Source organism: Streptomyces sp. NPDC042638, assembly GCF_040647235.1.
GTDB classification, from domain to species: Bacteria; Actinomycetota; Actinomycetes; order Streptomycetales; family Streptomycetaceae; genus Streptomyces; species Streptomyces rameus.
The window spans coordinates 19,373-43,847 of the sequence record NZ_JBEZBT010000025.1 but is presented as its reverse complement, the minus strand read 5'-3'; the positions used below and the strand labels follow the sequence as shown (position 1 = coordinate 43,847).

At 72.0% G+C, this 24,475-nt stretch carries 23 protein-coding genes; 14 read left to right on the top strand and 9 right to left on the bottom strand.

The annotated features are described in order from the left end of the window. The first annotated feature begins 91 nt into the window (after positions 1–91). A complete protein-coding gene (locus AB0B40_RS20940) occupies positions 92–685 on the top strand; it encodes a histidine phosphatase family protein (protein ID WP_345049399.1) in 594 nt (197 codons plus the stop codon). On the opposite strand, the gene AB0B40_RS20935 is transcribed toward AB0B40_RS20940, so the two are convergent. Next, a complete protein-coding gene (locus AB0B40_RS20935; RefSeq protein ID WP_345049401.1) occupies positions 667–1,110 on the bottom strand; it encodes a DUF6314 family protein in 444 nt (147 codons plus the stop codon). The genes AB0B40_RS20940 and AB0B40_RS20935 overlap by 19 nt on opposite strands. Before the next feature lie 237 nt (positions 1,111–1,347). Then, positions 1,348–1,800 carry a carboxymuconolactone decarboxylase family protein gene (locus AB0B40_RS20930; protein WP_345049403.1) on the bottom strand — a complete coding sequence of 151 codons (453 nt, stop codon included), beginning with the start codon at positions 1,798–1,800 and terminating at the stop codon, positions 1,348–1,350. Between the two features lie 325 nt (positions 1,801–2,125). Here AB0B40_RS20930 and AB0B40_RS20925 point away from each other — a divergent pair, with 325 nt between their 5' ends. The 8 genes from AB0B40_RS20925 to AB0B40_RS20890 are packed head-to-tail and all read left to right on the top strand — an operon-like array spanning position 2,126 to position 10,945. Next, complete coding sequence (locus AB0B40_RS20925; RefSeq protein WP_362264905.1) at positions 2,126–4,675, top strand: YfhO family protein; 2,550 nt, start codon at positions 2,126–2,128, stop codon at positions 4,673–4,675. Between the two features lie 21 nt (positions 4,676–4,696). Next, positions 4,697–5,647, top strand: a complete 951-nt coding sequence (locus tag AB0B40_RS20920) for a glycosyltransferase family 2 protein (RefSeq protein WP_362264903.1) — start codon at positions 4,697–4,699, stop codon at positions 5,645–5,647. Further along, positions 5,647–6,027 carry a GtrA family protein gene (locus AB0B40_RS20915; protein ID WP_345049412.1) on the top strand — a complete coding sequence of 127 codons (381 nt, stop codon included), beginning with the start codon at positions 5,647–5,649 and terminating at the stop codon, positions 6,025–6,027. Before AB0B40_RS20920 ends, AB0B40_RS20915 begins: the two co-directional genes overlap by 1 nt. Positions 6,028–6,072: 45 nt before the next feature. After that, complete coding sequence (gene argC, locus AB0B40_RS20910; RefSeq protein ID WP_345049415.1) at positions 6,073–7,101, top strand: N-acetyl-gamma-glutamyl-phosphate reductase; 1,029 nt, start codon at positions 6,073–6,075, stop codon at positions 7,099–7,101. Then, on the top strand, positions 7,098–8,273 hold the full coding sequence (argJ, locus tag AB0B40_RS20905) for a bifunctional glutamate N-acetyltransferase/amino-acid acetyltransferase ArgJ (RefSeq protein ID WP_362264901.1): 1,176 nt from the start codon (positions 7,098–7,100) through the stop codon (positions 8,271–8,273). The genes argC and argJ overlap by 4 nt, the downstream gene beginning before the upstream one ends. Then, positions 8,270–9,196 (top strand): acetylglutamate kinase, encoded by a 927-nt coding sequence (gene argB, locus AB0B40_RS20900; RefSeq protein WP_345049420.1) that lies wholly within the window; start codon positions 8,270–8,272, stop codon positions 9,194–9,196. The genes argJ and argB overlap by 4 nt, the downstream gene beginning before the upstream one ends. Next, entirely contained in the window at positions 9,193–10,392 is a 1,200-nt protein-coding gene (locus AB0B40_RS20895) for an acetylornithine transaminase (protein WP_345049424.1), read from the top strand. The genes argB and AB0B40_RS20895 overlap by 4 nt, the downstream gene beginning before the upstream one ends. 7 nt (positions 10,393–10,399) lie before the next feature. Next, positions 10,400–10,945 carry an arginine repressor gene (locus AB0B40_RS20890; RefSeq protein WP_345049427.1) on the top strand — a complete coding sequence of 182 codons (546 nt, stop codon included), beginning with the start codon at positions 10,400–10,402 and terminating at the stop codon, positions 10,943–10,945. Between the two features lie 78 nt (positions 10,946–11,023). Here the strand turns inward: AB0B40_RS20890 and AB0B40_RS20885 are convergent, their stop codons facing one another. The 5 genes from AB0B40_RS20885 to AB0B40_RS20865 all read right to left on the bottom strand — a co-directional run bounded on the left by AB0B40_RS20885 (position 11,024) and on the right by AB0B40_RS20865 (position 15,410). Further along, the gene (locus tag AB0B40_RS20885; RefSeq protein ID WP_345049430.1) at positions 11,024–11,827 is read right to left on the bottom strand and encodes an FAD:protein FMN transferase; all 804 of its coding nucleotides are present in this window, start codon (positions 11,825–11,827) and stop codon (positions 11,024–11,026) included. After that, a complete protein-coding gene (locus tag AB0B40_RS20880; RefSeq protein WP_362264898.1) occupies positions 11,820–12,593 on the bottom strand; it encodes an FMN-binding protein in 774 nt (257 codons plus the stop codon). Before AB0B40_RS20880 ends, AB0B40_RS20885 begins: the two co-directional genes overlap by 8 nt. Positions 12,594–12,610: 17 nt before the next feature. Then, on the bottom strand, positions 12,611–13,993 hold the full coding sequence (locus AB0B40_RS20875) for a ferredoxin reductase family protein (RefSeq protein WP_345049437.1): 1,383 nt from the start codon (positions 13,991–13,993) through the stop codon (positions 12,611–12,613). Between the two features lie 121 nt (positions 13,994–14,114). After that, entirely contained in the window at positions 14,115–14,819 is a 705-nt protein-coding gene (locus AB0B40_RS20870) for a L,D-transpeptidase family protein (protein ID WP_345049439.1), read from the bottom strand. Positions 14,820–14,822: 3 nt separating this feature from the next. Next, positions 14,823–15,410: a pyridoxamine 5'-phosphate oxidase family protein gene (locus tag AB0B40_RS20865; protein WP_345049442.1), complete on the bottom strand. Its 588-nt coding sequence runs from the start codon at positions 15,408–15,410 to the stop codon at positions 14,823–14,825. A gap of 124 nt (positions 15,411–15,534) precedes the next feature. Here AB0B40_RS20865 and AB0B40_RS20860 point away from each other — a divergent pair, with 124 nt between their 5' ends. From AB0B40_RS20860 to AB0B40_RS20840, 5 genes are all read left to right on the top strand, one after another. Further along, positions 15,535–16,728 carry an argininosuccinate synthase gene (locus AB0B40_RS20860; RefSeq protein ID WP_345049445.1) on the top strand — a complete coding sequence of 398 codons (1,194 nt, stop codon included), beginning with the start codon at positions 15,535–15,537 and terminating at the stop codon, positions 16,726–16,728. A gap of 140 nt (positions 16,729–16,868) precedes the next feature. Further along, entirely contained in the window at positions 16,869–18,302 is a 1,434-nt protein-coding gene (gene argH / locus AB0B40_RS20855) for an argininosuccinate lyase (RefSeq protein ID WP_345049447.1), read from the top strand. A gap of 160 nt (positions 18,303–18,462) precedes the next feature. After that, positions 18,463–19,434 carry an aldo/keto reductase gene (locus AB0B40_RS20850; protein ID WP_345049451.1) on the top strand — a complete coding sequence of 324 codons (972 nt, stop codon included), beginning with the start codon at positions 18,463–18,465 and terminating at the stop codon, positions 19,432–19,434. 82 nt (positions 19,435–19,516) lie between these two features. Then, positions 19,517–20,065 (top strand): TetR/AcrR family transcriptional regulator, encoded by a 549-nt coding sequence (locus AB0B40_RS20845; RefSeq protein WP_345049456.1) that lies wholly within the window; start codon positions 19,517–19,519, stop codon positions 20,063–20,065. Positions 20,066–20,079: 14 nt separating this feature from the next. Next, positions 20,080–21,603, top strand: coding sequence for an MFS transporter (locus tag AB0B40_RS20840; RefSeq protein WP_362264894.1), 1,524 nt, complete (start codon positions 20,080–20,082; stop codon positions 21,601–21,603). A 195-nt stretch (positions 21,604–21,798) separates the two neighbouring features. Here AB0B40_RS20840 and AB0B40_RS20835 read toward each other — a convergent pair whose 3' ends face one another. Together AB0B40_RS20835 and AB0B40_RS20830 are read right to left on the bottom strand one after the other, a co-directional pair. Next, positions 21,799–23,427, bottom strand: coding sequence for a multicopper oxidase family protein (locus tag AB0B40_RS20835; RefSeq protein WP_362264892.1), 1,629 nt, complete (start codon positions 23,425–23,427; stop codon positions 21,799–21,801). A gap of 124 nt (positions 23,428–23,551) precedes the next feature. Then, positions 23,552–24,223, bottom strand: a complete 672-nt coding sequence (locus tag AB0B40_RS20830; RefSeq protein WP_345049502.1) for a lysophospholipid acyltransferase family protein — start codon at positions 24,221–24,223, stop codon at positions 23,552–23,554. Between the last annotated feature and the right edge of the window lie 252 nt (positions 24,224–24,475).

The following is a 24,475-nucleotide window of genomic DNA, read 5'->3' as shown; positions in this document are numbered from 1 at the left end:
TGGGCATGCGGTCCGTGAGTGATCGCACGCTGCCCGTGACCGGCGGGCGGCTCCCCTTGACCTGCATCCCGGCACGGCCCACCATCACGGCATGCCACTGAGGGTGACGTTCGTCGCCGCCGCGCGCGGTGCCTCGCCGCCCGGCGAGCGCTTCGAGGACGACCGGCCGCTGGACCAGGCCGGCTGGGACGAGGTGCAGCGCGTCGCCGGGGACCTGCTGCCGCTGGCCGCGGCCGAGCTGCGCTACTGCTCGCCGACCCCGCGCAGCCGGGCCACGGGCGACGCGCTGGGATACGCCCCGCTGGTCCAGCTCGCGCTGCGGGACTGCGACATGGGCCGCTGGCGCGGGCTGACGATGGGCGAGGCGATGGCCCGCGAGCCGCAGGCGGTGGACTCCTGGCTCGCCGACCCGCGGTCCGCTCCGCACGGCGGCGAGTGCCTGCTGGCGTTCATCTCCCGGGTCGGCGGCTGGCTGGACACCCGGCCGGCGGACGACGGCGGCCGGATCGTCGCGGTGGCCGAGCCCTCGGTGATCCGGGCGGCCCTGGTCTACGTCCTGAAGGCTCCCCCCGCGACCTACTGGAACCTCGACGTCCGCCCGCTCTCCACGACGACCGTCACCGGTCGCACCGGCCGCTGGAACCTCCGCTTCGACGGGGTGCGGGCTCAGTCCTCGCGCACGTAGTCGGTGGTGAGGAGGAGGTCCTTCGCCGGGCCGCCGACCCGCCACACCGAGCGCCAGCGGTCCGCGTCCCGCACGGTGAACTCGCCCCGGTAGAGGTCGGCCGCACAGGGATGGTCGGCGACCCAGTGTCCCGTGGCCAGGTCCAGTGCGTGGAAGGGCCGCCCGTCGGCGAACCGCACGTCCGCCCGGCTGGGCGAGGGCCCCGGCAGGAACCGCAGCGTCCGGGTGGCCGGCCGCGCCACGCCCTGCCAGGTGAAGGACCCGGACTCCTCGTGCAGCAGTCCGCCGCCGTCCAGCGGGCCGAAGACGGTCACCCCCGTGAAGTGCCCCGCGGTCCCGCCCGCGAGGTCACGCACGCTGCGCCGTACCCGCCAGCGTCCGGCCAGGTGGTCCAGCACGTCGGGCACCGGCCAGTACTCGTCCATCCCCGCGCCTTTCGTCGTCGGCGTCCGCCATGCTCCGCGGGCCCGTCCGCCGGGAGCGGACCGCGTGTGGTCGCGGGCGGCCAGTCTCCCGCCAGTGTCCCGCGGCACCGCGAGGCGCCGGGGCCCGGCCCCGGTCCCGCGGAACGACGCCCGCTTCGCCCGGGCCCGACGCGCACGCTCTCACCGACGCCGCCGACCGGCTCTCCCGCACCCGCCCGGCGGACCCCGCCACCCTCCTCAGGAACCGGCGGACGTGGCCGGGGGCTCCTGCGCGGGCTGCTCCCCGAGCGGCAGCAGCCCGCGCTCGGCGAACACCTTCTTCGCCACGAACGTGGCGTTCAGGGCCTTCGGGAAACCGCAGTACCCGGCCGAGTGCAGCAGCGCCTCCACGATCTCCCCGGGGGTGAGCCCCACGTTCAGTGCCGCGTTGACGTGCACCTCCAGCTGGGGCTCGCAGCCGCCGAGCGCGGTCAGCATGCCCAGCGTGACCAGCTGGCGGTCCCGCGGCACGAGCCCGGGCCGGGCGTAGATCTCGCCGAAGCCCCAGGCCACGATCTGGTGCCCCAGCTCGGGGCTGATGTCGGCGAGCGAGTCGATGACCCGCTGCCCCGCCTCACCGTCGACGGACCGCAGCACCTCCAGGCCTCGGGCGAAACGTTCCTCACGGGTGGTGCTCTGCTCGTTGCTCATACCCGAACGGTAGGAGCCGGAGCGTGCTCAAGGTCAAGCGCTGCCTGTTGCGCGTGCCGTGACACCGATTCACCTCAAGAACACCATCCGGAAATCCAGAGTTCTCCGGTAGGTCATCAAATTCATGCGGTGTTTCCCGTACCAGAGGGAAGTTGCGTCACTTTCCGGTGCGCGCACAACCATCCGGAAACGCTCCCCGTCTAAGTCGGCGAATAGATGGGGCACACATTCTGTGAGGACCGCCGAAAATGCAGCGCAGTACTCCGCCCGGCGCACAGGGCAATGTCCACGGGAACTCGCGGTGACACCCGGACAGGAACAGGGTGTGAAAGCGATATCCCGGGCGAGGCAGGCCGCCGCCCTGCTCGCCGCGGCCGTCACGGTCGTCGCCCTGTGCGCCGGTGACGTACTCGCGCGCTGCTATCCCTTCGGTCCCCGCACCCGCAGCGTCAACGACCTCGGCAACCAGTTCGTGCCCTTCCACGCGCACCTGTGGGACCTGCTGCACGGCAGAGCCGAGGGCGGGCTCTACGTCAACTGGCAGTCCGGCTACGGCTCCAGCTTCCTGCCCGACCTCGGCACCTATCTCGGCAGCCCGTTCGCCCTGCTGGTCGCCCTCTTCCCCCGGGACGACATCGACCTCGCGGTGTACGTGGTCACCGTCCTGAAGATCGCCTCCGCCGCCGCGGCCATGGCCTGGCTGCTGCTCACCCTGCGTCCCGGCCGCTGGTGGGCGGCGGGGATGCTCGGTGCCTCGTACGCGCTGTGCGGCTGGACCCTCGCCGACGCCGACTACAACCCCATGTGGCTCGACGGGCTGCTCGCCCTGCCCCTGCTCTGCCTGGTCGGCGAGTGGGCCCTCACCGGACGCCGGCGCCTGCCCGGGGTGCTGATCGTCGCCCTCGCCTGGACCGCCAACTTCTACACCGCCTACATGGCCACCCTCGGCGCCGCCCTGGTGCTGCTGCTCCGGCTGGTGCTCACCCGGCCGCCGCGCCGCCAGGCCCTCGCGGCGGCCGGGCGTGCCGTCCTCACCGTCGCCCTGGGCGTGGGCCTCGCCGCCCCGCTGGTCACGGTCGTCTACTTCGGCACCCGGCACGCCTATCCGGGCCGGGTGAGCACGTTCAGCCCGGTACCGGCCGAGGACATGCTGGGCCGGCTGCTGCCGACGGCGTACGGCTGGGGCTCGCCGGCCCTCTACGTCGGCACCACCGCCCTGCTGCTCGCCCTGGCCCTGCCCTTCCACCGGGCGGTCCCCGGCCGGGTCCGCGCCGGCTGGACCGCCCTGGTGCTCGCGGCGGCCCTGTCCCTCCAGTGGGCGCCCACGCACCTGGTCTGGCACGCCTTCGCGACCCCGCAGGGCAGCCCCTACCGGCAGACCTTCGTGGTGTGCGGGCTGCTCGTCATCGCCGCCTGGCAGACACTGTCGTACGGCCCGCTCGACCTGCGGGCCCTCGGCGTGGCGGCGGCGCTGCTCGCCCTGATCACCGCCTTCGCCGGCCGCAGCGCCGTCATCCGGTTCTTCACCTGGCCCGTGCTGCTGCTCGCCGTCGCCGGGGCGCTGGGCGGGCTCGTCCTGCTGGCCCGCGCCGGGCACCGCGGCAGACTCGCCGGGCTGGCCGTCGTACTCCTGCTCGGCGCGCAGATCGGGGAGAGCGCCGCCACCTCGGCCGTGGCCACCCGGCTGCGCCTCGCGCACATGGACGACTACGCGCCCTGGGGCGAGCGGCAGGAGCGGCAGTCGGCGCTCATCGCCCAGGCCGACGACTGGCCCCGGTACCGCACCGACCCGGGCCGGGAACAGACCGTCGGCAACGACCCGCTGCTGGTGGGCGGCGAGGGCGCCCAGTACTACAGCTCCCTCACCTCCGACGTCCTCAGCCGTACCCTGACCGCGCTCGGCGACGGCTGGACCTCGCGCGGGCGGAGCGTGCAGAGCCTGGACAACGCCGTCACGGACGTGATCTTCTCCGTCGGCGCCCGGGTGCACTCCCCGCCGGACCAGCACCCCCGGCACGCGCCCCCGGCCGAGCGCCCGGTGAGCGTGACCCGGCGGGACGTACCGCCCCTGGTGACGGTGCGGCCCGCCCCGGACACCCGCCCCTTCGGCACCTCGCCCTACCGCAACCAGGAGATCCTGCTCGGCAGCCGCGTCTACACCGTGCCCCGCCTCGCCGTCCAGGACGACTCCGGCAAGCCGCTCCCGAAGCGCCGGACCGGCTCCGGCAGCGCCCTGACCCGGCCGACGATCACCGCCCGCTGCCCGGCGGGGACCCAGGTCAACCTGTGGGCCGCGCACTACGCGGGCGGCGCCCGGCTCGGCGACGGCCCCACCGCCTACTTCAACTCCAGGGCCTCCCGCAACCGCGCGGCCGTGGCACCGCTCGGTACGGCACCCGCCTCCGGGCTGGTGCGGATCCGACTGACCCCGACCCGCCCCGGCAGCATCCCGCCCGACGCGATCGGCTGCCTCGACACCCACCGGCTGCGCACCGCCGCCGCGCACCTCAAGGCCACCGGAGCCACGGCCGTCACCGTCTCCGACGGCACCGTCCACGCGCGGCTGCCCGCCGGGAGCAAGGGGATCGCGGTCCTCGCCGCACCCCGGATCGCCGGCTGGCGGTGCGCGACGGGCGACGGACCCGCCCGGCCGGCGGGGGACTACCACGGCCTGATCGCCGTTCCCCTCGACGCCGCTTCGACCAGCCTGACCTGCACCTTCCATCCACCCGGTCTGCGGCTGGGCGCGACTGTCGGGGCCGGCTCGCTGCTGACCCTCGTCGTGCTGACCGCCTTCACCGCCGTCCGCCGCCGGCGCGACCCGGCGCCGTCCTCGACCACCTCACCGCGCGAGCGCGTGACCGCCGCTGTCTGACCGTGCCCAGGGGGGCCCACCATGCTGATATCGATCGTCGCGCCCTGCTACAACGAAGAGGACGTCGTCGCCCGCTTCCACGAGGAGGTGCAGCAGGTCGCCGACGAACTGCTGCCCCTCGGTCACGACATGGAGTTCGTGTACGTCGACGACGGCAGCCGGGACCGTACGCTCGCCGTCCTGAAGCGTATGGCGGACGGCGACCCCCGGGTGCGTTACGTCTCCTTCAGCCGCAACTTCGGCAAGGAGGCGGCCCTGCTCGCCGGCCTCCGGCACGCCTCGGGCGACTCGGTGATCGTCATGGACGCCGACCTCCAGCACCCGCCGCAGCTGATCAAGCGGATGATCGACCTGCGCGAACAGGGCTACGACCAGGTCATCGCCAAGCGCACCCGCACGGGCGACCGGCTCACCCGCACCCTCACCGCCCGCCTGTACTACCGGCTCGTCAACCGCCTGGTCGACGTGGAACTCGTGGACGGGGTGGGGGACTTCCGGCTGATGTCGCGCCGGGTGGTGGACGCGGTGCTGGGCCTGACCGAGTACAACCGCTTCTCCAAGGGGCTGTTCGCCTGGGTGGGCTTCCCAAGCACCACCTTCGAGTACCAGAACGCCGTGCGCGAGGCCGGCCGCAGCTCCTGGAACCTGCGCGGCCTGCTCAACTACGGCCTCGACGGCCTGCTGTCGTTCAACAACCGCCCGCTGCGCGCCGCGCTCTGGCTCGGCGTGGGCCTGCTCCTGTGCGCGGGCCTCTACACCGCCTGGATCGTGGGCGCCGCGCTCGTCAACGGCGTCCAGACCCCCGGCTATGTGACCATCATCACCGCCGTGACGGCCCTCGCGGGCGTTCAGATGGTCATGCTGGGAGTCATCGGGGAGTACACCGGCCGCATCTACTACGAAGTGAAGGGGCGCCCGCACTTCCTGGTGAAGGCGACCAATGTGGAACGGACGAAAGATCTCATCCCCTGATGCGGCAGATTCTTACCTTCGCGGCGGTCGGCGTGGTCAACACGGCGACCTACTACGTTCTTTACCTTCTTTTTCTCACTGCATTTCCTTACCTGGCCGCCCACGTCCTGGCGTTTGTGCTCAGCATGTTCGGGTCCTTCTTCCTGAACGCGCGCTTCACCTACCGGACGCGTCCCACCTGGCGGAAATTCCTGCTGTTCCCGCTCACGAACCTCTCGAACTTCGTGATCACGACGGCCGGGGTGTACCTGATCGTCGACGTCCTGCACGCCGGCAGCCGCTTCGCCCCGCTGCTCGCCTCCGCCGCGGCCATCCCGATCACCTTCGTCGTGTCCCGCTGGGTGATGCTCCCCGGGGCCGAGAGCGAGACCATTGCATAAACGTGCAGCGATACGTATAGTCATGCCATCCAGAGGAGGGTGGACATGGCAGTACGTGCGGCGGTGGCCGGAGCGAGCGGATACGCGGGCGGAGAGCTCCTGCGCCTGCTCCTCGCGCACCCGGAGACCGAGATCGGTGCCCTGACCGCGAACACCAACGCCGGACAGCGGCTCGGCGCGCTCCAGCCGCATCTGCTGCCGCTGGCCGACCGCGTGCTGACCGAGACCACGCCCGAGGCCCTCGCCGGGCACGACGTCGTCTTCCTGGCGCTGCCGCACGGGCAGTCCGCCGCCGTCGCCGAGCGGCTCGGCCCCGACGTCCTGGTCGTCGACATGGGCGCCGACTTCCGGCTGAAGGACCCGGCCGACTGGGAGACGTTCTACGGCTCCCCGCACGCCGGCACCTGGCCCTACGGCCTCCCCGAACTTCCGGGCGCCCGCTCCGCGCTGGAGGGGTCCAAGCGCATCGCGGTGCCCGGTTGCTACCCCACCGCCGTCTCCCTCGCCCTGTTCCCGGCGTACGCGGCCGGCCTGGCCGAGCCCGAGGCCGTGATCGTCGCCGCGTCCGGCACCTCCGGCGCGGGCAGGGCGCCCAAGCCGCACCTGCTCGGCAGCGAGGTCATGGGCTCCATGTCGCCGTACGGTGTCGGCGGCGGCCACCGGCACACCCCGGAGATGATCCAGAACCTCAGCTCGGTGGCGGGGGAGCGGGTCTCCGTCTCCTTCACACCGACGCTCGCACCGATGCCGCGCGGGATCCTGGCCACGTGCAGCGCGTCCGCCGTCGCCGGGGTGACGGCGGACTCCGTCCGCGCCGCCTACGACAAGGCCTACGCCGACGAGCCGTTCGTCCGGCTGCTCCCCGAGGGCCAGTGGCCCGCCACGGCGTCCGTCCACGGTTCCAACGCCGTTCAGGTGCAGGTCGCGTACGACGCCGCCGTGGGACGCATCATCGCGATCAGCGCCATCGACAACCTGACCAAGGGCACCGCCGGCGGTGCCGTCCAGAGCATGAACCTCGCCCTGGGTCTCGCCGAGACCACAGGACTTTCCACGATCGGAGTCGCACCGTGAGCGTCACGGCAGCCAAGGGATTCACGGCGGCGGGCATCGCCGCCGGGATCAAGGAGAACGGCAACCCCGACCTGGCCCTCGTGGTCAACGACGGGCCCCGCCGTGCCGCCGCGGGCGTCTTCACCTCCAACCGTGTCAAGGCCGCCCCGGTGCTCTGGTCCGAGCAGGTCCTGGCGAGCGGCCAGGTCTCGGCCGTCGTCCTCAACTCCGGCGGCGCCAACGCCTGCACCGGCCCCAAGGGCTTCCAGGACACCCACGCCACCGCCGAGAAGGCGGCCGAGGTGCTCGGCCGGGGCGCCGTCGAGGTCGCCGTCTGCTCCACCGGGCTCATCGGCGTCCTGCTGCCCATGGACAAGCTGCTCCCGGGCATCGAGACGGCCGCCGCCCAGCTGTCCGAGCACGGCGGCGAGAAGGCCGCCATCGCCATCAAGACCACCGACACCGTCCACAAGACCTCCGTGGTCACCCGGGGGTCCTCCCGGACGGAGTCCGGGGGAGGCTGGACGGTCGGCGGCATGGCCAAGGGCGCCGGCATGCTCGCGCCGGGCCTCGCCACCATGCTGGTCGTCCTCACCACCGACGCGGAGCTGGACGGCGAGGTGCTGGACCGGGCCCTGCGCGCCGCCACCAAGGTCACCTTCGACCGCGTCGACTCCGACGGCTGCATGTCCACCAACGACACCGTCCTGCTGCTCTCCTCCGGCGCCTCCGGCATCACCCCGCCGTACGACGACTTCGCCGAGGCGGTACGGCTGGTCTGCGCCGACCTCGCGCGGCAGCTCATCGGCGACGCCGAGGGCGCCGGCAAGGACATCAAGGTGGAGGTGATCAACGCGGCGAGCGAGGACGACGCCGTCGAGGTGGGCCGCTCCATCGCCCGCAACAACCTCCTGAAGTGCGCGATCCACGGCGAGGACCCCAACTGGGGCCGTGTGCTCTCCGCGATCGGCACCACGCGGGCCGCCTTCGAGCCGGACCAGCTCAACGTCGCCATCAACGGCGTGTGGGTCTGCAAGAACGGCTCGGTGGGCGAGGACCGCGAGCTGGTCGACATGCGCTACCGCGAGGTCCACATCGTCGCCGACCTCGCGGCCGGCTCCGAGACCGCCACCATCTGGACCAACGACCTGACCGCCGAGTACGTCCACGAGAACAGCGCCTACTCCTCATGAGCGACCCCAGCACGAGCGGCACCACGCGGAAACACACGGCACTGCCCAAGGCCCAGATCCTCATCGAGGCGCTGCCCTGGCTGACCCGGCACCACGGCAAGATCGTCGTCATCAAGTTCGGCGGCAACGCCATGGTGAACGAGGAGCTGAAGGCCGCCTTCGCCCAGGACGTCGTCTTCCTGCGGCACGCCGGCCTCAAGCCGGTCGTCGTGCACGGCGGCGGCCCGCAGATCAGTGCCGCCCTCGACCGGCACGGCATCGTCAGCGAGTTCAAGGCGGGCCTGCGCGTCACCACCGAGGAGGCCATGGACGTCGTACGGATGGTGCTCGCCGGGCAGGTCCAGCGCGAACTGGTCGGCCTGCTCAACCAGCACGGCCCGTTCGCCGTCGGCCTCACCGGCGAGGACGCGCACACCATCACCGCCACCAAGCACACCCCCGAGATCGACGGGGAACGGATCGACATCGGACGGGTCGGCGAGATCACCGCCATCGACACGGGAGCGATCGAGGCCCTGCTGGCCGACGGCCGCATCCCGGTGGTCTCCTCGGTCGCCCGGTCCCAGGACGACGGACATGTCTACAACGTCAATGCTGATACGGCGGCTGCGGCACTCGCTGCGGCACTGGGCGCCGAAACCCTCATGGTCCTCACCGACGTCGAGGGCCTCTACGAGGACTGGCCGAACTCCGACGAGGTGATCAGCCGGCTCACCGCGTCCCAGCTGGAGAAGCTCCTGCCGGAGCTGAGCTCCGGCATGGTGCCGAAGATGGAGGGCTGCCTGCACGCCGTGCGAGGCGGTGTGACGACCGCCCGGGTCATCGACGGCCGGGTCCAGCACTCCATCCTGCTGGAGATCTTCACCGACGAGGGCATCGGCACGATGGTCGTGCCCGACGAGTACGAGGGGGACGCGCAGTGACCGGCAACCAGGAGCTGACCCAGCGGTGGCAGGGCGCCCTCATGAACAACTACGGCACCCCGCGCCTGCCCCTCGTCCGGGGCGAGGGCACCAGGGTGTGGGACGCCGAGGGCCGGGAGTACCTGGACTTCGTCGGCGGCATCGCCACCAACGCGCTCGGCCACGCCCACCCCGCGATCGTGGCGGCGGTGAGCCGGCAGATCGCCTCCCTCGGCCACATCTCCAACTTCTTCATGGCCGAGCCCACCGTCGCCCTCGCCGAACGGCTCCTGTCGCTCTTCGGCCGCGAGGGCCGGGTCTTCTTCTGCAACTCCGGCGCCGAGGCGAACGAGGCCGCCTTCAAGATCGGCCGGCTCACCGGGCGCACCCGCATGGTCGCCACCGACGGCGGTTTCCACGGCCGCACGATGGGCGCCCTCGCGCTCACCGGCCAGCCGGCCAAGCAGGAACCCTTCCTGCCGCTGCCCGGTGAGGTCACCCACGTCCCCTACGGCGACGCGCAGGCGCTGGCCGCCGCCGTCACCGAGGAGACGGCGCTCGTGGTGATCGAGCCGATCCAGGGCGAGAACGGCGTGGTGGTGCCCCCGGCCGGCTACCTCAAGGCGGCCCGCGCGATCACCGCCGCCACCGGCGCGCTGCTGGTCCTGGACGAGGTACAGACGGGCATCGGCCGGACCGGGACCTGGTTCGAGTACCAGGCCCACGAGGGCGTACTGCCCGACGTCGTCACCCTCGCCAAGCAGCTGGGCGGCGGGCTGCCGCTGGGCGCGACCGTGGCCTTCGGCCGGGCCGCCGAACTCCTCGGGCCGGGTCACCACGGCACCACCTTCGGCGGCAATCCGGTCGCCTGCGCCGCCGGGCTCGCCGTGCTCGACACCATCGAGGCCGAGGGCCTGCTGGACAACGTCAAGCGGCAGAACGAGAGGTTGCGGGCGGGAATCGAGGCCCTGAACCACCCGTTGATCGATTATGTCCGGGGTGCGGGCCTGCTCCTGGGTATCGTGCTCACCGGGCCGCGCGCGCCACAGGTGCAGCAGGCGGCCCAGGAGGCCGGGTTCCTGGTGAACGCGCCCGCCCAGGACGTCGTACGGCTCATGCCGCCGCTGAATCTCCGCGACGACGAGGCGGGTGCGCTGCTCCGGGCGCTGCCCGGCATCCTCGACGCAGTGAACGGGGACGGACGATCCGGAGAATGAGACGACGATGAGCGAGGCGCAGGAGCACGAGCAGGCCGCGGGGGCCGGGCCGGCCGTACCGCAGACCCGCACGGCACGGCACCGCCGGATCGTGGACATCTTGAACCGGCAGCCGGTGCGGTCGCAGAGCCAGCTGGCCAAGCTGCTCGCCGACGACGGGCTGACCGTCACGCAGGCGACGCTCAGCCGGGATCTCGACGAGCTGAACGCCGTGAAGATCCGCAACAACGACGGTGACCTGATCTACGCGGTGCCGAGCGAGGGCGGGTTCCGTACGCCGCGCGCCCCGCTGGGGGAGTCGGCGAAAGAGGAGCGGATGCGGCGGCTGTCGCAGGAGCTGCTGATCTCCGCGGAGGCCTCGGCGAACCTGGTCGTCCTGCGGACCCCTCCCGGGGCGGCCCAGTTCCTGGCCTCCGCCATCGACCAGGCGGAGCTGCACGACATCCTGGGCACGATCGCCGGCGACGACACGTTGCTGCTGATCAGCCGGGAGCCGAGCGGGGGGCAGGCACTGGCGGACCATCTGCTGCGGCTGGCCCAGAACGGGCACTGACGCCTTCCGGCGGGGTGACGGCTGAGGGGGGCGGGGTTTCCCGCGGCGCTTTGGGGTGCGGGGCGCGGGGTGCGCGGGTCAGCCGAGGCGGGCCGGGAGGCCGCCCGTGCACCGTACCTCGTCGCCCGCCGTGATCAGCAGGGCCTCCACGTCCGGCAGGGACTCCAGCCACGCGAGCCCCGCCCGTGAACCCATCGCGAAGGCGGCCGTGGCCCAGCAGTCCGCCCAGGTCAGCCGGGGTGCCACCACAGTCACGGCGACCAGGTCCGTCACCGCGGGGCGGCCGGTGCGCGGATCCACGATGTGCGCTCCCCGCTCCGCCGTACCGGACGTGGCGACCGCCAGCTCCCGCGTGCCCGCCGCCGAGATCACCGCCGCCAGCCCGCCGGGCCGGAGCGGATCGCTCACCCCCACCCGCCAGGGCCGGTGCGGCTCCGGCGCGCCCAGCAGCTGTACGTCCCCGCCCCCGTTGACGCTGACCCCGTGCACGCCCTCGACCGCCCGGACCGCCCGCGCCGCCCGCTCGGCCGCCCAGCCCTTGACGATGCCGGTGGGATCCAGCGAGCCCTGGTACCGGGTGCTGAACCAGCCCTCGCTCAGCCGCTCCGCCTCGGCCGCCAGCTCCAGCACCTCGGCCACGTCGGGAGCGCACCGGGCGAGGCTCAGCTCCCCCCGGGCCAGCCGCGACACCTCGCTGTCCTCCCGGTAGGTGCTGAAGACGGCGTCCGCCCGGTGCAGCCCCGCGACGGCCTCGGCGAGCGCCGCCCGTACCGCGGCCGGTTCCCCGCCGCGGACGTCGAAGGAGAAGACCGTGCCCATGGCCTCCTCCGCGTGACGCACCGCGGCGGGCGCCTTCGACGGCTCGGTCACGGTGTCAGCCACCGGCCTGGTCCAGGGCCGACTGCAACGACTGCCGGTAGCCGGTACTGGTGTAGGTGGCTCCGGAGACGGCGTCGATGTCCGCGCTCCCCGCCGCCACCGCCTCCTGGTTGAGCCGGGGGACGGCGAGCTGGGTCTTCTGGTCGCTGAGGCCGCCCTTGGGCGCCTGGACGGCCTCCGCCCGGGTGATCCTCCCGGCGCTGACGGTGATGCGCACCTGGACCGGGCCGTACTGGGTCTGCGCCACCTTGCCGGTGACCGTACGCGCCTGCGCCCGGCCGGCGGAACCCGAGTCCGGGCCGGGGGAGGGGGAAGCCGCCGCCTTCGCCCTGTCCAGCGCGGACTGCAGGGACTTCTTGTAGCCCTCGCTCGTGTACGTCGCCCCGGACACCGTGTCGATCGTCGCGCTCTGGGCGGCCACCGCCTCCTGGTTGAGCCGGGGGACGGCGAGCTGGGTCTTCTGGTCGCTGAGGCCGCCCTTGGGCGCCTGGACGGCCTCCGCCCGGGTGATCTTCCCGGCGTTCACGGTCAGCCGTACCTGCACGGCGCCGTACTGCGTCCGCACCGTGTCACCGGTCACCGTCCCGGAGCCGGCCCGGGCGCCGCCCTGCGGCGACTCGCGCCCCGCCGCCGTCTGCTGCGGGGCCGCGCCCGCCGCCGACGCCGCGCCCGGGTCCGAGGCCGGTTTCAGCGCCAGCAGCAGCACGACACCGGACACGGTCGCGGCGGTGGCCAGTACGACCCTCCGGACGGGTTGGCTCTTCCTCATCGCTTTCGCAGCTCCGCTCACATCTCGAACGACTCGTGGTGGATACGGCGGGCGGGAACCCCCGCACCGCGCAGTGCCTCGTACACCGACTGCGCGAACCCGGGCGGACCGCACATGAAGACATCGTGCCGGTCGACGTCCGGGATCTTCCGCTGGAGGTTCTCCGCGGAGATGTCGGGCCGCTCACCCTCCGGGCTGTTCACGGCGTACATCAGCCGCGCGCCCCGCTCCTCGGCGATCGCCGCCAGCTCGCCCCACAGCGCCAGATCCTGGGTGGTGTTGGCCCGGTAGAGGAGGGTGATGTCACCGGCCGCCCCGGGCAGCGTCTCGAACAGCGCGCGCATCGGCGTGATGCCCACCCCGCCCGCGACCAGCAGCACCTTGCCGCGGCTGCGGCGCTGTGCGGTCAGCGCGCCGTACGGGCCCTCCGCCCACACCCGGGTGCCGGGCGTCAGCTCCCGCAGCCGGGCGCTGTGGTCGCCGATCGCCTTCACCGTGATCCGCAGCATGCCGGGCCGCGGGGCGGCCGACAGGGAGTACGGGTGGGAGCTGAAGCGCATCCCCGGGGCGAGGAAGCGCCAGCGGAAGAACTGGCCGGCCTCCGCGCCCATCCGGTGCAGCCTCCGGCCGCTGATCAGCACCGAGACGATGCCCGGCGTCTCCTCGACGACCGCCTCCACCCGCATGCGGTGGCGGAGGTTCAGGCGGATCGGGGTGAGGACGCGGTACCAGACCACCAGTGCGGTGACCGCGCCGTACAGGCCGTACCAGAAGGTCTTGGCGGCGGGCTCGACGGCGAAGTCGTTGCCGGTCGTGATCTGGTGCCAGAACGTCAGGAACACCGCCGCGTACGTCAGCAGATGGACGTGGTACCAGGCGTCGTACGGCAGCCGGCGGCGGACCGGCCCGACCGACGTCAGCCCGATGACCACGAACAGCCCGGCGCCGATCGCCGCCTTCCCCATGTCCGGCAGCTGCTCGACGGAGTCGACCGTCTGCTGGACGACGTCGCCGAGCGACTTGCCGGCCTGGCGCGCGTACCCCCACATGGTGAGGAAGACGTGCGCCACGATCAGGCAGAGTGTGTACCGGCCGCTCATCGCGTGCCAGCGGGCCACCCGGTCGGAGCCGACGCGCCGCTCCAGGGCCGGGACGCGCGCCATCTGCAGGACGACCAACGCCATCAGATAGCCCGCCAGCAGGCCGGTGATCCGGCCCGCGTTGAGGATCCGGCCGGTGTCGTCGGCGATGGAGGGGGTGTTGTGCCACCACAGCCACAGCACGGCCGCCGCGCCCGCCCAGACGGCGAGCTGCAGCGGGACGGCCGGGGAGCGGCGCGGGCGGATGCGGCGCATCGTCTGGCGGCGGGCGGCACGTCCGCCTGCGAGCGTGGTGGTCACGGTTCCTCCGGGGGGACTTGACCCTTGGCCCACAGATACGTGTGCCGCCGCGGGAGCGTTCAGCGCGGCGTACGGCCCCGGCCGCTCCCGCCGTGCCGGGAGCGCGACGTCCTCGGGGGTCTCAGTAGCGGCTGAGCGCCGTCTCCCCGTCCTCCGTCCCGATCGCGATGTGCGGCTTCGTCCCGGGGTCGGCCCACGTCAGGATCCGCCGCATCGCGTCCTCCGGCACGGACACGCAGCCGGCGGTGTACGCCTTGCCGTTGACGTGAAGGAAGATGCCGGCTCCGCGCCCGCGGACCGGCCGGTCGTAGTTGAAGCCGATCACCAGGGCGTGGGCGTACTGAGCCTTGTAGTCGACGAGGTGCTCGGACTCGGCGGCGCGGCAGTCGGCGGGCAGGGGGTCGACCCAGCGGTTGTACGAGGTGGAGTCGTTGTCCTGGCACCACCAGGAAGTGTCCTGGACCGCCCGGTAGGCGACCGCCGTTCCGTCCGGCGCCGCCTCGGTCCCGAAGGCGAAGGGGAGGTCGTACAGCCCGGTCGGCGTCGTGTTCGTGCCCTGCTTCCGGCTGTCGCCGGCCACCAGTCCGCCGGACCCGAAGCGGGCCGGGGCGGATCCGGCCTGGGTCCACCGCCCGTCCCGCAGGTCCCACCAGCTGACCGTGCCGTCGGTGGCGGTGGTGTCCGGGGCCTGGGCGAGGATCAGCTGGCTGCCGCCGCCGGTGTCCGCCATCCCCGCCGGCGACGGCTCAGGGCCGGGAGCGGGCGCGGCGCCGGGCAGGGCGAGGACGGCGGCGGAGACGAGGGCGGGGACCACACCGGGGAGCATGGCTCAGACGGTAGACGGCGGCAGCGGCAGCGGCAGCCCGGGCAGTCCGTCCAGGCTGGTCGCGATGTACTCCTTCTTGGTGAAGTAGGCGTTCAGCGAGGCGTCGTCCTCGCGGGCGAACCGTCTGGCGTGCAGGTCGCGCTCCTCCTCGTACGCCATGTAGGGGACGGCGTACCCGCAGGTGTCCCGCACCAGCTCGGCGTGGACGACGATGACCGCGCGAAGTCCGTGTGCGCCGGGGTCGATGTCCGGGAAGCGGCCGAGCAGTTCGCCGAAGCGCGGGTCGTCGCGGAAGACCGGCTCGCCGCGGCCGTGCACGCGGACGATGTTCGGCGGCCCCTGGAAGGCGCACCACATCAGGGTGATCCGCGCGTTCTCCCTGAGGTGCGCGATGGTCTCGGCGTTGGACCCGGCGAAGTCCAGGTAGGCCACGGTGTGTTCGTCCAGCACGGCGAACGAGCCCCTGAGGCCCTTGGGGGAGAGGTTGACCGTGCCGTCGGCGGAGAGCGGGGCGGTCGCGGTGAAGAAGAGGGGCTGCTCCTCGATGAACCTACGGAGTCTGCCGTCTATGCGCTCATAGGTCTTTCCCATGTCTAACGATTATTGACGACAATCCTTCGCCTGTCTAAGGAATTCTCCGCAGAGGCTCATTGACGAATCATGCAGACTGCTGCATACTCATGCATGTCAGCGAATGCACTGTGAGGAGAAACCCGTGACCGAGCGCGTCGTACTCGCCTACTCAGGCGGTCTGGACACCTCCGTCGCCATCGGCTGGATCGCCGAGGAGACGGGCGCCGAGGTCATCGCCGTTGCGGTCGACGTCGGCCAGGGTGGCGAGGACCTGGACGTCATCCGCAAGCGCGCCCTCGCGTGCGGCGCGGTCGAGGCCGAGGTCGCCGACGCCAAGGACGAGTTCGCCGACGAGTACTGCCTCCCGGCGATCAAGGCCAACGCCCTCTACATGGACCGCTACCCGCTGGTCTCCGCGCTCTCCCGGCCGACGATCGTCAAGCACCTCGTCGCCGCCGCCAAGAAGCACGGCGCCACCACGGTCGCCCACGGCTGCACCGGCAAGGGCAACGACCAGGTCCGCTTCGAGGCCGGCATCGTCGCCCTCGCCCCCGACCTGAAGTGCATCGCCCCGGTCCGCGACTACGCGATGACCCGGGACAAGGCGATCGCCTTCTGCGAGGCCAAGCAGCTCCCGATCGCCACCACCAAGAAGTCCCCGTACTCCATCGACCAGAACGTCTTCGGGCGCGCGGTCGAGACGGGCTTCCTGGAGGACATCTGGAACGCCCCGATCGAGGACATCTACGAGTACACCTCCAACCCGGCCCTCCCGCGCGAGGCCGACGAGGTGGTCATCAGCTTCGAGGCGGGCGTCCCGGTCGCGATCGACGGCAAGCCCGTCACCGTCCTGCAGGCCATCCAGCAGCTCAACGAGCGCGCCGGCGCCCAGGGCATCGGCCGGATCGACATGGTCGAGGACCGCCTCGTGGGCATCAAGTCCCGCGAGGTCTACGAGGCCCCGGGCGCGATCGCGCTCATCACCGCGCACCAGGAGCTGGAGAACGTCACCGTCGAGCGCGAGCTGGCCCGCTACAAGCGGCAGGTCGAGCAGCGCTGGGGCGAGCTGGTCTACGACGGCCAGTGGTTCTCCCCGCTCAAGCGGGCCCTGGACGGCTTCATCGACGAGGCCAGCCAGCACGTCACCGGCGACATCCGGATGACCCTGCAGGGCGGCCGCGCGGTCGTCACCGGTCGGCGCTCGAAGTCGTCCCTGTACGACTTCAACCTCGCCACCTACGACACCGGCGACACCTTCGACCAGGCCGCGGCCAAGGGCTTCATCGACATCTACAGCCTGTCCTCGAAGATCGCCGCCAAGCGGGACCTCGCGTAGGGGCCCGGGGCCACCTCGCACGCATCACCTGACCGCCGCCTCCCCGCCTGCAAGGGTGGGGAGGCGGTCGCACACAGCCGTCCGTGGCACGAACGTGGCACGAGGACACCTTCCGAAGACTTCTTCCGAGGAGCACGCAAGTGAGCAGCAACAGTGGTGACGTACGGCTCTGGGGCGGCCGTTTCGCCGACGGTCCCGCCGAGGCCCTGGCGAAGCTGTCCGCGTCCGTCCACTTCGACTGGCGGCTCGCGCCCTACGACATCGCCGGCTCCCGCGCCCACGCGCGCGTGCTGCACAAGGCGGGGCTCCTCACCGAGGACGAACTGCAGCGGATGACCGCCGGGCTGGACCGGCTGGAGGCGGACGTCGCCGACGGCTCCTTCACCGGCACCATCGCCGACGAGGACGTGCACACCGCCCTGGAGCGCGGTCTGCTGGAGCGCCTCGGCCCGGACCTCGGTGGCAAGCTGCGCGCGGGCCGGTCGAGGAACGACCAGGTCGCGACCCTCTTCCGGATGTACCTGCGGGACCACGCCCGGATCATCGGCGGCCTGATCGCCGACCTCCAGGACGCGCTGACCGGTCTCGCCGAGGCCCACCCGGACGTCGCGATGCCCGGCCGCACCCACCTCCAGCACGCTCAGCCGGTGCTCTTCGCCCACCACGTCCTCGCGCACGCGCAGTCCCTGTCCCGGGACGCCGAGCGGCTGCGCCAGTGGGACGAGCGGACGGCCGTGTCACCGTACGGCTCCGGCGCCCTCGCGGGCTCCTCGCTCGGCCTGGACCCGGAGGCGGTCGCCGAGGACCTCGGCTTCGAGCACGGCAGCGTCGGCAACTCCATCGACGGCACGGCCTCCCGCGACTTCGTCGCCGAGTTCGCCTTCATCACCGCGATGATCGGGGTGAACCTCTCCCGGATCGCCGAGGAGATCATCCTGTGGAACACCAAGGAGTTCTCCTTCGTCACCCTGCACGACGCGTTCTCCACGGGTTCGTCGATCATGCCGCAGAAGAAGAACCCGGACATCGCCGAGCTGGCCCGGGGCAAGTCCGGCCGCCTGATCGGCAACCTGACCGGCCTGCTGGCGACCCTGAAGGCCCTGCCCCTCGCCTACAACCGGGACCTCCAGGAGGACAAGGAGCCGGTCTTCGACTCCTGTGACCAGCTGGAGGTGCTGCTGCCCGCCTTCACCGGCATGATCGCCACGCTCACCGTCCACCGGGAGCGCATGGAGGAGCTGGCCCCGGCCGGCTTCTCGCTCGCCACCGACATCGCCGAGTGGCTGGTCCGGCAGGGCGTGCCGTTCCGGGTGGCGCACGAGGTCGCGGGGGAGTGTGTCAAGGTCGCCGAGGCCGAGGGCAAGGAACTGGACGAGCTCACGGACGAGCAGTTCGCGAAGATCTCCGTCCACCTCACCCCCGAGGTCCGCACGGTCCTCAACGTCCCCGGCGCCCTCGCCTCCCGCAACGCCCGCGGCGGCACGGCACCGAGCGCGGTCGCCGTGCAGCTGGCGGAGGTGAAGGCGGACGTGGCGGCTCAGCACCGGTGGGCCGAGGCCAGGAAGAAGAGCTGAGCCGGACGCCCCGTCGGCGACACGGGGAACGGCACGGGCAGCCACCGGGCGCCGGTACCCGCCGGCGCACGGCGAGCCCCGGGCGCCAAGGTGACGGCGGCGGGGCCGTCGCGGGTTACGTTGGTCACGAGCCGTACCGGTCCGACCAACGGAGCCCGCGATGCCCTTCGCCCGCCTCGCAGCAGCAACCACGCCCACCTGCCACATCGGGCTGGGCCTGGCCGCCGTCGGCCGCCCCGGCTACATCAACCTCGGCCGGGACAGAGACCTCGGTGAGGACCGCAGCGCGGACGCCCTGCGCACCCGCACCCACGACCTCCTCGACGCCGCCTACGCCCAGGGCGTGCGCTACTTCGACGTGGCCCGCTCCTACGGCCGCTCCGAGGAGTTCCTCGCCGACTGGCTGAAGGGCCGCCCCGACGCGGACGACGTGGTCGTCGGCAGCAAATGGGGCTACACCTACACGGCCGGCTGGTCGACGGACGCCGAACGGCACGAGGTCAAGGACCACAGCCTCGCCACCTACGACCGGCAGCGCGCCGAGACCGACGCCCTGCTCGGCGGCCGGCTCGACCTCTACCAGATCCACTCGGTGACCCCGGACAGCCCGGCGCTCACGGACAAAGACCTGCACGCCAGGCTGGCCGAAGCCGCCGCCGGCGGTCTGACCGTCGGCTTCTCCACCAGCGGCCCCGCCCAGGCCGACGCGATCCGTGCCGCCCTCGCCGTCACGGTCGGCGGCGAGCCCCTCTTCCGCACCGTCCAGTCGACGTACAACGTCCTGGAGACCTCGGCCGGCCCCGCCCTCGCGGAGGCGCACGACGCCGGGCTCACCGTGATCGTCAAGGAGGGCATGGCCAACGGCCGGCTGGCCGAACCGCACGCTCCGGACGCGCTGAAGGCGGTGGCCGGGGAGACCTCCCTCGGCTGTGACGCCGTGGCCCTGGCCTGGATCCTGCGCCAGCCGTGGACCGGTGTGGTCCTCTCCGGCGCCGCCACCGTCCCGCAGCTCCTGTCCAACCTGCACGCTCCCGCCGTGGACCTCGACGTGGACCAGCTGACCCGCCTCGCCACGCTGAAGGAGGAGCCGGGCGCCTACTGGGCGCGGCGCGGGGAGCTCTCCTGGCACTGACGACCACCGCGCTGACCAGCGGTGATGAGTCACGCACGCCTATTATGAGACAAAAATGTCTCATGTGGTCTATCCTTGTCTCATGGCTCTGGATCGTGACCACGTGCTGCGCAGCGCAGCCGCCCTGCTGACCCGAAAGTCCACCGCGACCATGGACGAGGTCGCCAAGGCCGCCGGGATCAGCCGGGCCACGCTGCACCGCCACTTCGCCGGACGTGACGCGCTCGTCCGGGCACTGGAGGCCCTCGGCATCGCCGAGTGCGAGGCGGCGGTGGAGACGGCCCGGCCGGACGAGGGCCCGGCGGGCGAGGCCGTACACCGCCTCGTCCGCGCGATGGAACCCGCCGCCGGACTGCTCGCCTTCCTCTACACCGAGAACCAGCTGTTCGAGGGCGAGCAGCAGAACCAGGGCTGGGCCCGCATCGACGAACGCCTCACGGCCCTGTTCCGGCGCGGCCAGGAGACCGGCGAGTTCCGGATCGACCTCACCCCCGCCTGGCTCACCGAGGCCCTGTTCGGCCTGCTGGCCTCCGGCGCCTGGGCCGTGAGCGAGGGCCGGGTGGCCGCCAAGGACTTCACCTACATGATCGTCGAGCTGCTGCTCGGCGGCGCCCGACGCACCCACGCGTGACGAAGAGAGGAACCATGACCAGCACCCTGCGGCCGGCACACGCGACCGAGGCGGTGAAGCGCCCGGGCCGCTGGCTGGCGCTGTCCGTCCTCGTCCTGGCCGTGCTGCTGGTGGCCGTCGACGCCACCGTCCTCGGCCTGGCGACCCCCTACATCAGCGAAGACCTCAACCCCTCCGGCACCCAGCTGCTGTGGATCGGCGACGTCTACTCGTTCGTCATCGCCGGTCTGCTGGTCTCCATGGGCAGCCTCGGCGACCGCATCGGCCGCAAGCGGATCCTGCTCGTCGGCGCGACGGCGTTCGGCGCGGTCTCCGTGCTCAACGCCTACGCGACGACACCCGAGCTGATGATCCTGGCCCGGGCGCTGCTCGGTGTCGCGGGCGCGACCCTGATGCCCGCCACCCTGGCCCTGATCCGCAACATCTTCCACGACTCGCGCGAGCGCAGCCTGGCCGTCGGCATCTGGGGGGCCACCGCCTCCGCCGGCACGGCCGTCGGCCCGATCGCCGGCGGATTCCTCCTCGAACACTTCTGGTGGGGCTCGGTCTTCCTGATCAACCTGCCCGTGATGGCGGTCCTGGTCCTGGTCGGCATCCGCACCCTGCCCGAGTCCCGCAACCCCCACCCCGGCCCGTGGGACCTGGCCAGCGTCCTGCTGTCGCTGGTCGGCATGATCGCCCTCGTCTACGCGGTCAAGGAGGCGGCCACCCACGGCTTCACCTGGACGACCCTCGGCACCGGCCTGCTGGGCGCGACGGCCCTGTACGGCTTCGTCCACCGCCAGCTCACCATGCCGGTCCCGCTGCTGGACATGCGGCTGTTCCGGAGCCGCGGTTTCAGCGGAGCGGTCCTCGCCGACCTGCTGACCGTCCTCGGCATGTCCGGGCTGGTGTTCTTCCTCTCCCAGTACCTGCAACTCGTCCAGGGGCGGCGCCCGTTCGAGGCCGGCCTGGCCGAAGTTCCCGCGGCGGTGGGCGCGGTGACGGCCGGTCTGATCGCGGGCCGTGCCGCCCGGCGCTTCTCGGTCCGTACGGTGGTCTCGGGCGGTCTGGCCGCGGTCGGTGTCGCCCTGGCCGCCCTGACGGCGCTCGGCCAGTCGACCGGCTACCCGGTCCTCGGCGCCGCACTGCTGGTCGTCGGCGTCGGCGCGGGCTTCTCCTTCACGGTGACCGCGGACGTCATCCTCTCCAGCGTCCCGAAGGACCAGGCGGGAGCGGCCTCGGCGGTCTCCGAGACGGCGTACGAGCTGGGCGCGGCCCTCGGCATCGCCCTGCTCGGCTCCATCGTGACCGGCGCCTACCGCGGTTTCACGGGCCCGGCCAGCACCCCGGCCATGGCCCACGAGTCCCTGGGCGCGGCGGTGGAGACCGCGGCGGACATGCCACCGCACCAGGGGCAGGCGCTCCTCGACGCGGCCCGGGACAGTTTCGTCCACGGCCTCCACCTGGCCTCCGGAGCGGGCGCGGTGGTCCTGCTGGCCGCCTCGGCGGTGGCGTGGTTCCTGCTGCGCGACCAGAAACTGGACAGCGCCGGCTGAGGAGGTCTCCGCGGGGCGGTGGGCGCGGGACCGCGTCCGCCGTGCGGCCGGGCAGCGCCGGCGCGTCATGCCGCGGCCCGGCCGCGCCGCACCAGGAGGCCACCCCGTAGGTCACGTCTTGTAGGTCACGCCTGCCAGATCACTTCCCCTAGGCCACTTCCCGTAGACCGATTCCCGTCGGCCGCTTCCCGTAGGTCACTTCTTGTAGCCGAGCACCGTCATCATCCCGCTCTCCGAGTGGTACTGGTTGTGACAGTGCAGCATCCACAGCCCCGGATTGTCGGCGTCGAAGTCGATCACCAGCTTCCGGTGCGGCAGCACCAGCGCGGTGTCCTTGCGCGCGCCCACGGAGTCCAGCCCGGTCACCGAGAAGGTGTGGCCGTGCAGGTGCATCGGGTGCCACATGCTGGTGGCGTTGATGAGGGTGAGCCGTACCCGTTCACCGGCGCGGACCGGGTGGCGCTGCTGCGCGGAGTAGGCCTTGTGGTCGAACCCCCAGTCGAACTTCTCCATGCTGCCGGTGATCCTGATGCGCATCTCGCGGTCGGGGTCACGCTCGCGCAGGGCCACGGAGTCGGCCGGCAGCAGGCGGCGCGCGGGGACGGTGTTGCCGTCGAGTTCGTCCGGGCGGACGTCGGCCGGGGGCAGGTTCCGGTTCCCCTTGTCGGTGCGCAGCACGGCGAGGGCCCTGCCCTTCTTCCCCTCCGGGAGGGCCACCAGGGGGAAGACCCCGTCCCCGACGGTGACGAGGACGTCGTACCGCTCCGCCATCCCGATGAGCAGGGCGTCGGTCTGCTTGTGCTTCACGGGGTAGCCGTCGGTGTGCGTGACGGTCATCTTGTGGCCGCCGAGCGCGACCCGGAAGGCGGTCTCCGAACCGGCGTTGATGATGCGCAGCCGCACGCGGTCGCCGGGACGGCAGCGGAACACCGAGGGATTGCCGGGCAGGCGCCCGTTGACCAGGTAGTGCGGGTAGGCGACGCTGCCGCCCTCCCCGTGGAGCATGCGGCTGTGCGAGTCGTGCAGCACCCGGTTGGGGCCCGAGGACTTCCCGGACGCCGAGGAGTGGGTGTCCGCCGACCGCCTCGGGCTGGGGCTGTGGTGGCCCGGCCCCATGGCCATACCCCCCATGTCCGTGGAGCCGCCGGGCTTGAGCTGCTCCAGGACGTTGTCGGGGGTGGAGCCTTCGACGCCGTCGAGCCAGTCGTCCAGCAGCACGACCCACTCCTTGTCGTAGGAGAGGGGCTCCTTGGGGTCCTCCACGACGAGCGGCGCGTACAGGGCCCGGTCGGGCTGCATCCCCACGTGGGAGTGCAGCAGGTACGTTCCCGGGTGGGCGACGGTGAAGCGGTAGCGGAAGTCGTCCCCGGAGCGGATGGCGCGCTGGGTCAGGTCCGGGACGCCGTCCATGTCGCAGCGCAGCCGTACCCCGTGCGAGTGCAGCGTGGTCATGGCGGGCAGCCGGTTGGCGAGCGTCAGGTCGAGCACGTCTCCGGCGGTGACCCGGACCAGCGGGCCCGGCACCTCCTCGTTGTACGCCCAGGTGCGGACCGACCGCCCGCCCAGGTCCAGCTTGGCTTCCTGGGCGGTGAACCTGAACGTGCGCACGCGGCCGGCCCCGCGCTTCCGCTCGGCGGCGAGGACCTCCGGGTCCGACGGGTTGACGTAGCCCTTGGGCCCGGCCGGGACGAACCTCTCTCGGTCGCTCGCGTGTTGGGGTCCGGAGCTGGGCTCGGAATCGGAACTGGTGCAGGCTGCCAGGAATCCCGCGCCGGCCGCGGCGATGGGGGTACGGAGCAGAGTACGCCGAGAAGGTTTGTACATGTCTGAATCAGACATGTTGCGTGGTCATATGGCCCCTTTATAGGGCCGAATGCTCGATGTGTCGGCGGCAGATTCCACCGGCAGGCGGACGGACACCCCCTGGGCGGCCGTCCGTCGGACGGCTCTAGGCGGCCTTGGCCTTGGTGGCGTACATGTCCACGTACTCCTGGCCCGACAGACGCATGACCTCGGCCATGACGGAGTCGGTCACCGCGCGCAGCACGTACCGGTCCCGGTCCATGCCCTCGTACCGCGAGAACTCCATGGCCTCACCGAACCGCACGGTGACCCGGCCGGGCCGCGGGATGCCCCGGCCGCCCGGCTGCAGCTTGTCCGTGCCGATCATGGCGAACGGCACCACCGGCGCGCCGGTCATCAGCGTCAGCCGCGCGATACCGGTGCGCCCCCGGTACAGCCGGCCGTCGGGCGACCGGGTGCCCTCCGGGTAGATCCCGAAGACCTTGCCCTCCTCGAGGATCCGACGCCCGGTCATGAGCGCGGCCACGCCGCCGTTCGCCCCGTCCCGGTCCACCGGGATCATGCCGACGCCGGTGAAGAACCACGCCATCAGCCGGCCCTTGAAGCCCTTGCCGGTGACGTACTCGTCCTTGCCGATGAAGAACACCTGGCGCTTGGTGACGACCGGCAGCACGATCGAGTCGATGAACGTGAGGTGATTACCGGCCAGAATCACCGGTCCGTCTCCCGGGATGTGCTCCGCGCCCTCCACCTGTGGGCGGAACATCAGGCGCATGATCGGTCCGAGCACTGCCTTGATGAGCGCGAAGCGGGACAACGGGTCCTCCGATGTCAAGGGGGGCGATATGAGTCTGTGCAGGTGAGGACATTACTCGCGGCGCCGGTCCGCGCGCACATCGGGGACGTCCGGTTCACCGAGGTCTTACGAAGTGTTGACGTGGGTTTACCTGCGGTGGCGTGCGGAGGACGGCGCGTAACGGCCTTGCGGTGATGTGACGGACATCGCGTGGAACAGGGCCGCCCGCTCCGCCCCGACGGGCCGTCACCCACGGGTGCCCACCGGACACAC